This window comes from uncultured Aquimarina sp. (assembly GCF_947492115.1).
Taxonomy (GTDB): Bacteria; Bacteroidota; Bacteroidia; order Flavobacteriales; family Flavobacteriaceae; genus Aquimarina.
Map to the genome: position 1 here is coordinate 598,576 of NZ_CANLMM010000003.1, position 14,699 is coordinate 613,274.

Consider the following 14,699-nt stretch of genomic DNA (forward strand, 5'->3'; position numbering starts at 1 on the left):
ATACTTATTTTATAAAAGTAGTACTTAATTTATCCAAATATTGAGCTGTTGTTTCCTTAAGGTAAATACCCATGGCAATAGCAGCTTTGTCTAATAAATTTATTTTAAAGAATGTATAATCAAAATGATGGGATGTTCCACTCGTTAAATCCTGACGTTTTTGCGATAATATTTCGCATTCAGACCTTGAAATATTGTTAACTCCTCCTACATCGATATAATTTCGTAGTCTTTTTTCTGTGGTGATTAAAGCATCTTCTAGAATTGACAAGCTCGTAGCGGCATCAGCAAGGATCTTTCGCTGGATGTTTATCTGATCGATAGCAATCTCTTTATCAGATTGTATTTGTTTGTCAGTTTTTTCTACCGAATAATAATCTTTATCGATATCTCTGTTAAACTGTTTAATGGTTTCTAAGTGAATCATCGCTAGTACTCGCATTTCAACGATTACTGCTTCAAATTTTGATTGAAGCATACTGTAGTATTTACGTTCCCTAGCAAGGCTTCCTTGGTCATGCGGATCTTTGGCAACTAAGAAAAAATCCAATACTCCTTTCTCAACTTCATGGTCAATAGCTCTGGTTTTGGTAAGCAATTGTGAAAAAGGTTCTGCTTTTAAATTGAATCTTTTGGTTAATGCCAAAATTTCATCCAGAGATTCTGTGGTGGATGCCTGAAACCTGTCATCATCTATAGGAGAAGGTTGAGGTTTTGTGGGTTTAGGTTTGTTGTCCTTTCCGTCTTCTTCAAACAAATCATCATATAAGCTCGACATAGAATATTGAAAGTTACTATTGGTTAATTTCTGTTCTAATATTCAAAGATACTGTTTTATAAAAACAATCCCTGTTTCAAAAACTTTTGAAACAGGGATTGCATATTTTTTAGTGAATGGTAGATGCTACCAAAATCACTAAATTATTTTCGATTTCGTCTTGCGATCTACATCATTCCTGGCATTCCACCACCCATTGGAGGCATTCCTCCTCCAGCTGGAGCATCTTCTTTAATGTCAGTCAAAGCACATTCTGTAGTAAGGATCATTCCAGAAACAGAAGCAGCATTTTCTAATGCTACACGAGTTACTTTCTTAGGATCAATAATTCCAGCCTTTAGCATATCCACGTATTCTTCAGATTTTGCATCATATCCGAAATCATCTTTTCCTTCAAGAACCTTAGAAATTACAACAGAACCTTCTCCACCTGCGTTTTCTACGATTGTTCTTAATGGCGCTTCGATAGCACGGTTTACGATTTGTACTCCAGTTGCTTCATCCGCATTTTCAGTTTTTACACTGTCAAGAACTGATTTTGCTCTTACTAAAGCTACACCACCACCAGCAACAATACCTTCTTCTACTGCAGCACGAGTTGCATGAAGAGCATCATCTACACGATCTTTCTTTTCTTTCATTTCTACTTCAGAAGCAGCACCAACATATAATACAGCTACACCACCAGCTAATTTAGCTAAACGTTCCTGTAATTTTTCTCTATCGTAATCAGAAGTAGTAGTTTCGATCTGAGATTTGATCTGATTTACTCTGTTCTTAATTAAGTCTTCGGCACCAGCACCGTTAACAACCGTAGTATTGTCTTTGTCAATAGCTACTTTTTCTGCAGTACCTAAATGCTCAATTGTAGTATTTTCTAAAGTAAATCCGCGCTCTTCAGAAATTACAGTTCCTCCTGTTAAGATCGCAATATCTTCTAGCATTGCCTTACGTCTGTCTCCAAATCCTGGAGCTTTAACTGCAGCAATTTTTAATGCTCCACGAAGTTTATTTACTACTAACGTAGCAAGAGCTTCACCATCTACATCTTCAGCAATGATTAAAAGAGGTTTACCTGTCTGAGCTACTGGCTCAAGAATTGGTAATAAATCTTTCATTGCAGAAATTTTCTTGTCAAATAACAAGATATATGGACTTTCTAATTCTGTAGTCATTTTTTCGCTATTAGTAACGAAATATGGGGAAAGGTATCCTCTATCAAACTGCATTCCTTCAACTACGTCTACGTAAGTGTCTGTACCTTTAGCTTCTTCTACAGTAATTACTCCTTCTTTTCCTACTTTACCAAAAGCTTGTGCAATAAGATCTCCAATAGTCTCATCGTTATTAGCAGATATAGCAGCAACTTGCTTGATTTTATCAGAAGAACTTCCTACTTCTTTCATTTGCTTCTCTAGGTCAGAAGTGATAGCTTCTACAGCTTTATCAATTCCTCTCTTAAGATCCATTGGGTTCGCACCTGCAGCAACATTTTTCAATCCTTCTTTTACGATTGCTTGTGCTAAAACGGTAGCGGTAGTAGTACCATCACCAGCAAGGTCGTTTGTTTTAGAAGCTACTTCCTTTACCATTTGTGCTCCCATGTTCTCAAGAGCATCTTCTAATTCTACTTCTTTAGCAACAGAAACTCCATCTTTTGTTACAGTTGGAGCTCCAAAAGATTTGCTAATGATTACATTACGACCTTTAGGTCCTAATGTTACTTTTACTGCATTGGCTAATGCATCCACACCACGTTTAATACCGTCACGTGCTTCTATATCAAATTTTATGTCTTTTGCCATAATATTTTAATTTTTAAACTTCATCCTATCGCTATTTTTAGATAGGAAATATTGAAATTTTGAGTTGTGTTTTGATTGAATTATTAAACGATTGCTAGGATATCATCCTCACGCATAATTAAATAGTCTTTACCATCTAATTTTAATTCAGTGCCAGAATACTTTCCGTAAAGTACAGTATCACCAACTTTTACAGTCATTTCGTGATCTTTTTTACCGCTACCTACAGCAGCTACTTTACCTTTTTGTTGTTTTTCTTGTGCTGAATCAGGGATGTATAATCCTGATGCCGTTTGCGTTTCCGCTGGAAGTGGCTCAATTACCACACGATCTGAAAGAGGTTTAATATTTACTCCCATTATGATTAGTTTTGTATTTTAAAATTTAAACGAATTATTCGATGCTGTGTAATTCAGAAATTATGCCAGCTACTTGATACTGACAAATTGAAATAAAAAATGCCGACTGTATGACAAGTCGGCATTTTTTATAGTTGGATTAACCTTATTATTCTTCAGGTGTGTCATCTATAACAGGTGTGTCAGGTGTATCCTGAATTACCTCTACATCGTTAGTATCAACAGTTGGATCCTGACCAGCATCACCACCCATTAAGTCTACGTTAGATAAAAGAATAAGTGCTAACAATAAAGTAGCTAAAGCCCATGTACTTTTGTCTAAGAAATCTGTGGTTTTCTTTACTCCACCTAACTGCTGAGTTCCACCTCCACCAAAAGAAGAAGAAAGACCTCCTCCTTTAGGATTTTGTACCATAATTACTACCACCAATAAAAAAGAAACGATGATGATAAGTATTAAAAATATTGAAAACGTTGTCATTATATATTGTTATTTATTTTCTTGTATTTTTTTGATTGCTCGAATTTGGTCTGCAAAGAAACCACTTTTTTCGGGATTTTTCAAAATTAATATTTTGTAGGCCTGAATTGCCTTTTTGTACTTTTTCTGAGCTAAATAAACACGTGCCAAAGTTTCTGTCATTAACTCGTCTGGAGCAACCATATGTTCATTTGCTAAATTGCGTGATGGGGCATTCTTTTCTGCTGGTTTTATTTTAGGATTGTTAGCTATAAATTCATCTATCAAATGGAATTTATGGTCCTGTTTATTTGGCTTTTCATTTTCAGTTTGCTGATCCTGATCCTTAGGGTTTATAGTCGAATCAGTTTCTCGATCTATAGGTAGTGCCGATGTTAGTTTCAACCATTCCGCAAACGAATGAGATTCTTTTTTGTTGAAATCGAGAGGTTTGTCGATTTCTAATGCCGTTTCAGCAGCACTTTTTTCTTCTTCAGACACTTCATCAATTTCATTTTTTTCTGATTGCTCTATGATCGTTTCAATAATGGTAATATTGTTGTCAATCGTCGTGTCTTTTGATGAAAACAAGGAAGGGTCTAAAACTTCTTCTGCTTCTTCAATATTCATATCAACAGCGTCATCCATAGACATTCTTGAAAGTGCCTTGATTTCCTGAGGATCTACTACATCTATTTCGTTTTTACTTTTCTTTTCTACCGTTTTTTGGATGTTAGTGTCAAAAAGCTCAGAAGTAATGAAATCAAATAATACCGCTCTGTCAGTGGTGTAAGCTGCAGTGGTCTTTAATTCCTGATTATATCTAAAATCTTCGTTTTCTTTTAATCCTTTAAGTAACAAGGCTCTTACAGGTTGAAAATATGGAAACTGCTGAATAATTTTTTCCAGATTCTCTGTGTGTTCTTTAGTGATTAAAGAAGGGTTTTGAAACAAGTATGTAAGCTCTTTAGTGTTCAAAAATGAGGATTTACAAAGTTACCATTTGGCTAAAGTAGCATTAAGAATATCTTGAGTAATTCGTTCATAAATTACCTGAATAGCCTCCTCTCTAACCGCTGTCTCTGCTTGAGTCGCAGGATAGTCAAAAAAGAAAGAAAAACGTTGCTCCAAATCTTCTTTGGGATTTTTGGTATCATAGAAACGAACATTCACTGCAATTGTTAGTCTGTTCTGCGCTGCAGTATTGGCAGAAGTAGCATTGGTAGGTGCTACATAGTACTGCACAATTTCTCCTTCGTAAGCAATATCTCCATTGGATGTTACTAGATCTAAATTGGTTTGGTTAAGAATTAGATCTTGTAATTGATTCGTAAAAGTTTGATCAATACCTGGAATAATAATGGAAGCTTGATTTTGAAAAAAATCTACTTGGAAAGAAGTTGCGGTAGTATTGATTCCACTAAAAGAGTAAGCTCCACATCCTTGAATAATAAAGATTCCAACGAGTGTTATGATTGTGTATTTGATTTTTTGTATCACAAGGTATGTTGTTTTAATAATTTACGAATTCCAAATATTTTAATTTAGAGGTCATATTGTTTGATCTTTCTATATAATGTTCTTTCGCTAATTCCTAGTTCTTCGGCAGCCGCTTTTCGTTTTCCACGATGGCGTTCTAGCGATTTTTTAATGAGTTCTAGCTCTTTATCATGTAACGAAAGGGTTTCTTCTTCTTCAATTTCTTCAGCAAAATGATATTTGTCTTCTTCCTTTATAGATGATGTTTCAGCAGGTGTTATTTGTAACACTTCTGTAGTATGTTCTGTTATTGGTTCTTCAAAAGGTATTTCGGTTTCTGCTTTGTCATCTCTATAGATTTTTCTAATAAGTCCTTCATGCTCCTTTTGTACTTGTTGTGAATTCCCGCTTTGCATTAATTCCATAGTCAACTTTTTGAGATCATTAAGATCATTTTTCATATCAAAAAGCACTTTGTACAAAATTTCTCTTTCATTGCTAAAATCACTCTCTTTCTTGCTGGAAGAAACAATAGCAGGTAAATTACTTCCGATGTCAGGTAAATATCCTCGTAATGTATTGGCGGATATCGTTCTGTTTTGTTCAAGGACTGATATTTGCTCCGCAATGTTGCGTAATTGCCTAATATTACCACTCCAATGATACTTTTCTAGAAGCTGTACAGCAGCTTCTTCTAATCGTATGGTGGGCATTTTATATTTAGTGGCAAAATCAGAAGCAAATTTTCTAAATAGTAAATGAATGTCGTTTTCACGATCTCGCAAAGGGGGAAGTAGAATTTCAACAGTACTTAAACGATAGTATAAGTCTTCACGAAATTTTTCCTTCTTGATCGCTTCGAACATGTTTACATTGGTGGCTGCAACGATACGAACATCCGTTTTTTGTACTTTAGAAGAACCTACTTTGATAAACTCTCCATTTTCTAAAACTCTAAGTAATCTAACCTGAGTAGTTAGTGGTAATTCTCCAACTTCATCCAAAAAAATAGTTCCTCCATCAGCAACTTCAAAATAACCACTTCTAGTAGAGGTTGCTCCTGTGAAAGCTCCCTTTTCATGACCAAACAATTCACTGTCGATAGTTCCTTCTGGAATAGCTCCACAGTTTACGGCTATATATTTACCGTGTTTTCTATGAGATAAGGAATGTATAATTTTAGGAATACTTTCTTTTCCAACACCACTTTCTCCGGTAACTAAAACCGAAATATCCGTAGGAGCTACCTGAATAGCTTTTTCTATAGATCGATTTAGTTTAGGATCATTTCCTATGATTCCGAATCGTTGTTTTGTGGCTTGAACTGATTCCATTAATACAATTATATTAGTTGGTTGTTGTTTATTTAATTATTGTCAGAATATCCTACAGCTTCTCCAATTAGCGTTGCACTCGTGCATTCATCTACTCTTACCATTACAAAATCACCAACTTTATAGTCTCCTTTTGGGAAAACGGCGACAGTGTTTTGTGTAGTCCTTCCACTCCAATGTGCATCAGATTTTTTAGATGCTTTTTCGATAAGAATTTCTACAGTTTTTCCGATAAAAGCTTGGTGGCGATACTCACTATGAGCTCTTTGTAATTCGATAATTTCGGCTAATCGTCTTTTTTTAACTTCTTCAGGAATATCGTCTTCCAGTTTTCTGGCCGCTAGTGTTCCAGGACGTTCGGAATAAGCGAACATAAACCCGTACTCATATTTTACATACTCCATTAAGGATAAGGTGTCTTTATGGTCTTCCTCTGTTTCTGTAGGGAAGCCTGTGATAATATCCTGAGAAATAGCGCAGTCAGGAATCAGACGTTTAATATTGTCGATTAGATCAAAATATTCCTGACGTGTGTGTAAACGATTCATTTCTTTCAGAATACGATCGCTTCCACTTTGTATAGGTAAATGAATGTATTTACAAATATTCTTATGTTTTGCCATTACTTCGATAACATCCATCGTCATGTCTTGTGGATTCGAAGTAGTGAAACGAAGTCTTATCTTAGGATGCTTTTCAGCTACCATATCCAGCAATTTAGCAAAATTCACTGCTGTTGCTTTTTGAAAATCACTAGCTTTTTCAAAGTCTTTTTTCAGACCTCCACCATACCATAAGTAACTATCTACATTTTGACCCAATAAGGTAATTTCTTTGAAGTTTTTAGCAACAAGGTCATCTATTTCTTCTATAATGCTCTGTGGATCACGGCTGCGTTCTCTTCCTCTAGTAAAAGGAACTACGCAAAAAGTACACATATTATCACATCCTCTGGTTATGGATACAAAAGCGGATACTCCATTGCTTTGTAAGCGAACAGGAGAGATATCGCCATAGGTTTCTTCTTTGGATAAAATAACATTCACAGCATTGCGTCCAGCATCAACTTCTTCAATAAGATTCGGAAGGTCTTTGTAAGCATCTGGTCCTACAACAAGATCTACAATTTTCTCTTCTTCCAAGAACTTACTCTTAAGTCGCTCCGCCATACAACCCAGAACGCCTACTTTCATTCCAGGATTGATTCTTTTAACAGCATTGTACTTTTCTAAACGTTTTCTAACGGTCAGTTCTGCTTTTTCTCGGATCGAACAGGTGTTTACCAATACTAAATCTGCATCTTCTAGATTTTGTGTGGTATTAAACCCTTCTTTAGCTAGGATGGAGGCTACAATTTCACTATCACTAAAATTCATCTGACATCCATAACTTTCTATAAAAAGCTTTCTGGTGTTTCCTTCTTTTTTATCAAGTGACAATGCTTGCCCTTGTATCTTTTCATCAATAATCTTCTCCATGTGTTATAATATCCTTGCTAATTCAATTCAAATAGTGTGCAAAGATACTTTTTAAAACAATATATGACAAAGTGGCAGGGTAATATTTGTTTAAATATTTATATTTGAGAGAACAAATAAACTAAATCCATCATTATATATGAATTCCAATCAACTCTTCGAAAGAATAGAAAACTCCAAAAAACCAGAATTTGGTGATATTTTATCTAAAAGTTTTGAATTATATAAGAAAGTGTTTTCTAAGGGTATCGTACATGCATTGATAATGTTTGCGTTAGCAATTCCTTTTATACTTGCTGTTTATCTTCCTCTTTTACCTTTCTATATAGATATGCTTCAAAATGCGGGTGATCCATACTATCAACCAACATTTTTAGAAGGTTTCTCTGTTGTTATGATTATCGTTTGGGTGATAGTAATATTTGCATTGTCATTCATTATGCAAGTTTTAAATATATCTATATATAGTCATTTTCTTAAGGTAGTTAAGAATGAAGATCTTGGTTTGACGGAAGAAACAGGAGGTTATTTTACGATAGCAAAGAAATATTTTGGTAAAATTATTTTAATTTCTCTTGCTAATATGGGAATATCAATAGTAGCAATGTTGGCTTGTTACTTTCCTCTTTTCTACGTGATAGTGCCCTTACAGTTAGTGATTCTTATATTTATCTTTAATCCTGAAATGAGTGTAGAAAATATTATAAAAGCAGCTTTTAAATTAGGAAATAAATATTGGTTTACTTTTTTCGGATTAATCTTTATCTCTGGATTACTTTCTGCACTTGGAATCATATTGTGTTATATAGGTGTCATAGCAACATTGTTTTTTTCTTATGTAGTGATGTATTATATGTATAAAGATACCATTGGTTTTGAAGAGGAAAATAAATCCGAAAGCTGGAATGTAATCGTTGAATAATAAAAAATAAAACCTGCAGTTCTGCAGGTTTTTTTAATATAATTTTTTGTGAAAAAATTTTGATCTCAAAAAATTCATATACTTTTGTTCTCAGAAAATCCCTTATTATAAGGTAACCACCAACTAAAAATGTTTATTAGAAGTTCCATCTGTCAACTAATAAATGTCAATTATCAACAGATGAAAAAAGAGGATTATGGCTAAGAATTTAGTGATTGTAGAGTCACCAGCTAAGGCAAAGACAATAGAGAAATTTCTTGGAAAAGATTATACCGTAGCTTCGAGCTTTGGGCATATTGCGGACCTGCCTGCAAAAGAACTAGGAGTAGATGTAGAGGAAGGTTTTAAGCCGAAATATATCGTTTCTAAGGATAAGAAAGATGTAGTGAAAAAATTAAAAGATCTTTCTAAAAAAGCAGAAATGGTTTGGCTGGCTAGTGATGAGGATCGAGAAGGAGAGGCAATCGCTTGGCATTTGGCAGAGGAATTAAAATTAGATAAAAAGAGGACCCGCAGAATTGTTTTTCATGAGATTACCAAAAAGGCGATTCTAAAAGCGATAGAAAATCCGAGGACTATTGATTATAATCTAGTAAATGCGCAACAAGCTCGAAGAGTGTTAGATAGGTTGGTAGGTTACGAGTTATCTCCGGTTTTATGGAGAAAAGTAAAAGGTGGGTTATCTGCCGGTAGAGTACAGTCCGTTTCAGTGCGATTAATTGTAGAAAGAGAACGTGAGATCATAGATTTTAAACCTACTCCTTCTTATCGAATTGATGCGGAATTTTCTAATGAGAAAGGGAAGTCTTTTAAAGCGAAACTTCCTAAGAATTTTGCAACAAAAGCTGAGGCTGAGGTTTTCTTGCAGAAAAATTTAGGCGCTGGATTTAAAGTAGCTGATTTAACTACAAAGCCAGCTAAAAAATCTCCTGCACCACCGTTCACCACTTCTACATTGCAACAGGAGGCTTCTAGGAAATTATATTTTTCTGTAAGCAAGACCATGACCATGGCACAGAGATTATACGAAGCTGGACTTATTACTTATATGAGAACAGATAGTGTAAATTTGTCTACTGAAGCTCAGAATAGTGCCAAAGCAGAAATAGTTTCGGCGTATGGAGATGAATATAGTAATCCAAAACAATATAAAGGAAAGTCTAAAGGTGCTCAGGAAGCGCACGAAGCGATAAGACCTACGGACTTTTCAAGACATACTGTTCCTGTTGATTCTGATCAACAACGATTATATGAGCTTATTTGGAAAAGAGCAATAGCTTCGCAAATGAGTGATGCTAAATTGGAACGAACAAATGTGAAAATTGGAGCGAACTCTCATTCCGAACAGTTTACTGCTAATGGAGAAGTAATAAAATTTGAAGGCTTTCTAAAAGTGTATTTGGAAGGTAATGATGATGAGGATGAAGAGCAAAGCGGTATTCTTCCTGCAATGAAAGTGGGAGAGAGTTTGTTTAATAATTACATCACCGCTACCGAAAGATTTACAAGACCACCAAGTAGATATTCTGAAGCCGCTTTAGTTAAAAAACTAGAGGAATTAGGAATCGGTCGTCCATCTACATATGCGCCAACAATTTCTACAATACAAAATAGAAAGTATATCGAAAAAGGTTCTAAGGATGGAGAAGAGAGAGGGTATGTGCAGATTACACTTTCTGGTGATTCGATAAAGGAAAAAAATCTTAAGGAAAAAGTAGGAAGTGATAAAGGGAAATTAATTCCTACCGATGTTGGGATGGTGGTGAATGACTTTTTGGTAAATCATTTCTCTTCTATCTTAGATTATAATTTTACGGCAAAAGTGGAGCAAGACTTCGATGAAATTGCCGAAGGTCAGGAAGATTGGACTCAAGTAATGAAAGAGTTTTATGAAGAGTTTCATCCTAGAGTAGAAGATGTTGCACAAAATGCAGAGCGTGAAGTAGGGGAAAGAATTCTTGGAGAGGACCCTGAATCTGGAAAACCGGTAAGTGTTCGCCTTGGAAAATTTGGACCTATGGTTCAGATTGGTACTGCTGAAGATGAAGAAAAACCAAGATTTGCGAGTTTAGCACCTGGACAAACATTAAGTAATATAACTTTTGAAGAGGCAATGGATTTATTTCAGTTGCCAAAAGAATTAGGTAATTATAAAGGAGAAGCGGTAAGTGTGAATAATGGACGTTTTGGACCGTATGTGAAATTTGGAGCCAAATTCGTTTCTTTGGATAAAGGAGAAGATCCATTAAGTACATCTTTAGAAAGAGCAATCGAATTAATAGATGCTAAAGAAAAAGCCGATGCTCCAATATATACATATGAAAATTTACCTGTGCAAAAAGGAACAGGTAGATTCGGACCATTCATAAAATGGAATGGGATGTTTATCAATGTAAATAAAAAGTACGATTTCGATAATCTTTCTGATCAAGATATCATTCAGCTTATAGAAGAGAAAAAGCAGAAAGAGATTGATAAAGTAATCCATAATTGGGAAGAAGAAGGTATTCGAGTTGAAAAAGCAAGATGGGGTCGTAGTAATATTATAAAAGGTAAGACTAAGATTGAATTACCTAAAACGGTAGATGCTACTAAGCTTACTTTAGAAAAGGTGAAAGATCTTATCGAGAAAAATGCACCCAAGAAAAAGACTGCAAAAAAGAAAACAACAAAGAAGACTGCTAAAAAGAAATAATAAATTTTATGTCCTTAGAATTTCTTTCGCCAGTTAGTGAAATAGTGGCAGCACATGTTGCATTGCTTCCAGATCAATCTTTAGGTAAACAAATTAATATTCATACGATAGCAGATGGTGTTCCTGATCTAGATAAAGTTGATATTGCAATAATCGGTGTTAGAGAAAATAGGAATGACATTAATTATCTAGGAGAAGGATTGCATTTTGATACCATTAGAACTTCTTTGTATGAGCTTTTTCCTGGTAATTGGGATACATCTATTGTTGATCTTGGGGATATTCAGCCAGGAGAGGAGGTAAGTGATACGTATTTTTTAATGAAGGATATTCTTGGAATGCTTCTTCAGAAAAATGTAATCCCCTTAATTATTGGTGGAAGTCAAGATCTTGTTTATGGTCAATATAGATCTTTTGATATTCTGGAGAGAATGGTGAATCTTGTGAATGTCGATAGTAGATTTGATTTAGGAAATACTTCGCAACCCATAAAAAACAATTCTTTCGTTGGAAAAATCATAGTAGAACAACCTTATAATCTTTTCAATTACAGTAATATAGGGTATCAAACATATTTTAATTCGCAAGAAGAGATTGATCTGATCGAGAAATTATATTTTGATGCATATCGATTAGGAGAGGTGATATCCGATGTTACTATTGTGGAACCAATCATGAGAGACGCGGATATTGTTGCTGTGGATCTTGGGGCGATGAGTTCTACGTGTTTGGATTATAAGTATGCTTCTCCTAATGGTTTTAATGGAAGAGAAATATGTGCAATCGCAAGATATGCTGGTATCAGCGATAAAGTAAAAAGTTTTGGAGTGTATGAATTTAAAAATTTTAAGCATGAAGAGACAGCAGCTTTACTGATTGCTCAAATACTTTGGTATTTTGTAGAAGGGGTGAATTATAGATCCAATGAGTTGAATATTAAGAACAAAACGAGTACGTTGCACTATAATGTTCCTGTCGAGGATGAAGTTTTGTCGTTTTATAAAAGCCCAAAAACAGAAAGATGGTGGATAGAAATACCATTTATTTCATCTGGGAATAATAAATTAAAAAGACATACGTTATTACCTTGCACATACAACGATTATGAGCGTGCTTGTAATCAAGAAATACCTGAAAGATGGTATAAGGCAAAACGAAAAAACGAAGTTTAACATTTTTATTAGGGAGAATTAAGGTTTTTTTTAGAAAAAAATTGTTTTTCTGAAAATAAATAAATAGGTTTACCACCTTAAATCTCGAAGATCTTAACCTAAAACACGTTATGAAGAAATTTGTATCACTCTTTGCTATTGTAGCAATGCTATATAGTTGTGGTGGCGGAAACCGCGGAGAACTAGTTGGAGTAAAGGGTAAAAAATGGCATCCAGAGAAACCTTATGGAATGGCCCTCATCCCCGGAGGATCGTTTATTATGGGTAAATCAGACGATGATAAGGCAGCACTTGCTAATGCGCCTACAAAAACAGTTACCGTTCGATCTTTCTACATGGACGAGACTGAAGTTACCAATAGTGAGTATAGACAATTCGTTCGATGGGTTCGTGATTCTACCGTAAGAATGAAATTAGCTATCATGGCAGATGAAATGGGTAAAACTCCAGGAGACGATGGTATCGGAGAATACGCGTTTTTAGATGCAAATACCGAAGACATGTCTGTGTATGAAAAGTATGTTTATGATAACTATAGTGGAACTGGAGAAACAGGATACGAAGGTCGTAAGCTTAATAAAGATATAGATATTGAATGGGATACAGAAGATTATCCAGATGAGTTCTATACTGAGGTTATGGATTCATTATATATACCATTAGAGGAATCTTACAATGGTAGACGTACTTTCGATGTTCAAAACTTCAAATTCAGGTTTACTTGGATGGATATCCAGGCTGCAGCACGTGCTAAAAAAGGTAGAAGAAAAGATTTCGTAAAAGAAACTGTTATAGAAGTGTATCCTGATACTACCGTTTGGATAAAAGATTTTAACTATTCTTATAATGAGCCAATGCACAATGATTATTTCTGGCATAGTTCTTATGATGATTATCCGGTAGTAGGAGTTTCATGGGAGCAAGCAAAAGCTTTTTGTACTTGGAGAACTATAGAAAAGAATTCATATCAGAAAAAACGTAATAAGGAGTTTGTAAACTATTTTAGATTACCTACGGAGGCTGAATGGGAATATGCGGCTAGAGGTGGTCTGGAGTCAGGTACATATCCTTGGGGTGGTCCTTATGCCCTAAATGATAGAGGATGTTTCTTAGCAAACTTTAAACCTCTTAGAGGTAATTACGCTGCGGATAATTTCCTTTATACAGTAGAAGCAAAAACATTTGAGCCAAATGATTATAACTTATATAATATGGCAGGAAATGTTTCTGAGTGGGTGCAGTCATCTTATGATCCTGCAGCCTACGAATATGTATCATCAATGAACCCAAATGTTAATGATGATCAGAACAAACGAAAAGTTGTACGCGGTGGATCTTGGAAAGATGTTGCTTATTTCCTACAGGTAAGTACTCGAGATTACGAATACGCGGATTCAGCTAGAAGTTATATCGGTTTCAGAACGGTACAGGATTATATGGGTACTGACGTCACTGGAGAAGATAATACCCGAAATTAGAATAAGTCCCAAAATTTATCTATCAACCCTAATTACTAACCCTTTTTTTTAATTTAATATTTAAAAAATTTAAAAAAACTAAACACATTTATTATGGCAAATTCAAAATCAAGCAAGAAGTTAATGAACATGGTATACGGTCTCGGAGCGGCTGTAGTAATCCTTGGAGCTTTATTTAAAATTATGCACTGGCCTTTTGGTAACGAGATGTTAATCATCGGTCTTATTACAGAAGCATTAGTATTTACAGTTTCTGCATTTGAACCTGTAGATGACGAGCTAGATTGGTCTTTGGTTTATCCAGAATTAGCTGGAGGATCTAAAAGAGACAAGAAAGAAAAAGAAACTCCAGAAGGATTATTATCTAAGAAATTAGATGAAATGTTGAAAGAAGCTAGATTAGATACTAGTTTAATGACTAGTCTTGGTGAAAGTATTCGTAATTTCGAAGGTGCTGCAAAAGGAATTGCTCCTAGCGTAGATGCTATCCAAGGAACTAAAAAATATAGCGAAGAAATGGCTGCTGCAGCTACTCACTTAGAGTCTTTAAATAGCTTATATAAAGTGCAGTTAGAATCTTCTGCTAAACAAGCTGAAGCAAATCAGGCTATCGCGGATAATGCAAAAGCTTTAGAAGAGCAAATGAAGAGCTTGTCAAGTAACCTGTCTTCTCTTAACGGAGTATATGGTGGTATGTTAAGTGCTATGAACAGAAGCTAGTATTTAACATTAATTAAAA

The 14,699-nt window shown here is 35.0% G+C and carries 13 protein-coding genes; 5 read left to right on the forward strand and 8 right to left on the reverse strand.

Features of this window, described 5'->3' with window-relative positions:
- Window positions 1–4 precede the first annotated feature (4 nt).
- The 8 genes from Q1A73_RS11985 to miaB form a co-directional block, all read right to left on the reverse strand.
- On the reverse strand, window positions 5–778 hold the full coding sequence (locus tag Q1A73_RS11985) for a hypothetical protein (RefSeq protein WP_299605788.1): 774 nt from the start codon (window positions 776–778) through the stop codon (window positions 5–7).
- A 167-nt stretch (window positions 779–945) separates the two neighbouring features.
- Window positions 946–2,583, reverse strand: a complete 1,638-nt coding sequence (gene groL, locus Q1A73_RS11990) for a chaperonin GroEL (RefSeq protein ID WP_299605790.1) — start codon at window positions 2,581–2,583, stop codon at window positions 946–948.
- An 83-nt stretch (window positions 2,584–2,666) separates the two neighbouring features.
- Entirely contained in the window at window positions 2,667–2,942 is a 276-nt protein-coding gene (locus Q1A73_RS11995; RefSeq protein ID WP_219007873.1) for a co-chaperone GroES, read from the reverse strand.
- 148 nt (window positions 2,943–3,090) lie between these two features.
- Entirely contained in the window at window positions 3,091–3,423 is a 333-nt protein-coding gene (gene secG, locus Q1A73_RS12000; RefSeq protein ID WP_299605792.1) for a preprotein translocase subunit SecG, read from the reverse strand.
- A 9-nt stretch (window positions 3,424–3,432) separates the two neighbouring features.
- On the reverse strand, window positions 3,433–4,380 hold the full coding sequence (locus Q1A73_RS12005) for a hypothetical protein (protein WP_299605795.1): 948 nt from the start codon (window positions 4,378–4,380) through the stop codon (window positions 3,433–3,435).
- A gap of 18 nt (window positions 4,381–4,398) precedes the next feature.
- Complete coding sequence (locus Q1A73_RS12010; RefSeq protein ID WP_366141452.1) at window positions 4,399–4,902, reverse strand: LptE family protein; 504 nt, start codon at window positions 4,900–4,902, stop codon at window positions 4,399–4,401.
- A gap of 44 nt (window positions 4,903–4,946) precedes the next feature.
- On the reverse strand, window positions 4,947–6,215 hold the full coding sequence (locus Q1A73_RS12015) for a sigma-54 dependent transcriptional regulator (RefSeq protein WP_299605797.1): 1,269 nt from the start codon (window positions 6,213–6,215) through the stop codon (window positions 4,947–4,949).
- Window positions 6,216–6,247: 32 nt separating this feature from the next.
- On the reverse strand, window positions 6,248–7,693 hold the full coding sequence (gene miaB / locus Q1A73_RS12020) for a tRNA (N6-isopentenyl adenosine(37)-C2)-methylthiotransferase MiaB (RefSeq protein WP_299605800.1): 1,446 nt from the start codon (window positions 7,691–7,693) through the stop codon (window positions 6,248–6,250).
- Between the two features lie 139 nt (window positions 7,694–7,832).
- On the opposite strand from miaB, the gene Q1A73_RS12025 reads away from it, so the two are divergent.
- The 5 genes from Q1A73_RS12025 (at window position 7,833) to gldL (ending at window position 14,680) form a co-directional block, all read left to right on the forward strand.
- Complete coding sequence (locus Q1A73_RS12025) at window positions 7,833–8,615, forward strand: hypothetical protein (protein ID WP_299605803.1); 783 nt, start codon at window positions 7,833–7,835, stop codon at window positions 8,613–8,615.
- A 196-nt stretch (window positions 8,616–8,811) separates the two neighbouring features.
- On the forward strand, window positions 8,812–11,310 hold the full coding sequence (topA, locus tag Q1A73_RS12030) for a type I DNA topoisomerase (protein ID WP_299605805.1): 2,499 nt from the start codon (window positions 8,812–8,814) through the stop codon (window positions 11,308–11,310).
- An 8-nt stretch (window positions 11,311–11,318) separates the two neighbouring features.
- Complete coding sequence (locus Q1A73_RS12035) at window positions 11,319–12,482, forward strand: formimidoylglutamase (protein WP_299605807.1); 1,164 nt, start codon at window positions 11,319–11,321, stop codon at window positions 12,480–12,482.
- Window positions 12,483–12,592: 110 nt separating this feature from the next.
- Entirely contained in the window at window positions 12,593–13,960 is a 1,368-nt protein-coding gene (gene gldK, locus Q1A73_RS12040) for a gliding motility lipoprotein GldK (RefSeq protein ID WP_219007881.1), read from the forward strand.
- A 93-nt stretch (window positions 13,961–14,053) separates the two neighbouring features.
- A complete protein-coding gene (gldL, locus tag Q1A73_RS12045; protein WP_299605814.1) occupies window positions 14,054–14,680 on the forward strand; it encodes a gliding motility protein GldL in 627 nt (208 codons plus the stop codon).
- The last annotated feature ends 19 nt before the right edge of the window (window positions 14,681–14,699 follow it).

Coding starts and splice junctions, on each gene's coding strand:
- groL (WP_299605790.1), bottom strand. CDS start 2,583: ATGGCAAAAGACATAAAATTTGATATAGAAGCACGTGACGGTATTAAA.
- Q1A73_RS12015 (WP_299605797.1), bottom strand. CDS start 6,215: ATGGAATCAGTTCAAGCCACAAAACAACGATTCGGAATCATAGGAAAT.
- Q1A73_RS11995 (WP_219007873.1), bottom strand. CDS start 2,942: ATGGGAGTAAATATTAAACCTCTTTCAGATCGTGTGGTAATTGAGCCA.
- miaB (WP_299605800.1), bottom strand. CDS start 7,693: ATGGAGAAGATTATTGATGAAAAGATACAAGGGCAAGCATTGTCACTT.
- secG (WP_299605792.1), bottom strand. CDS start 3,423: ATGACAACGTTTTCAATATTTTTAATACTTATCATCATCGTTTCTTTT.
- gldK (WP_219007881.1), top strand. CDS start 12,593: ATGAAGAAATTTGTATCACTCTTTGCTATTGTAGCAATGCTATATAGT.
- topA (WP_299605805.1), top strand. CDS start 8,812: ATGGCTAAGAATTTAGTGATTGTAGAGTCACCAGCTAAGGCAAAGACA.
- gldL (WP_299605814.1), top strand. CDS start 14,054: ATGGCAAATTCAAAATCAAGCAAGAAGTTAATGAACATGGTATACGGT.
- Q1A73_RS12025 (WP_299605803.1), top strand. CDS start 7,833: ATGAATTCCAATCAACTCTTCGAAAGAATAGAAAACTCCAAAAAACCA.
- Q1A73_RS11985 (WP_299605788.1), bottom strand. CDS start 778: ATGTCGAGCTTATATGATGATTTGTTTGAAGAAGACGGAAAGGACAAC.
- Q1A73_RS12035 (WP_299605807.1), top strand. CDS start 11,319: ATGTCCTTAGAATTTCTTTCGCCAGTTAGTGAAATAGTGGCAGCACAT.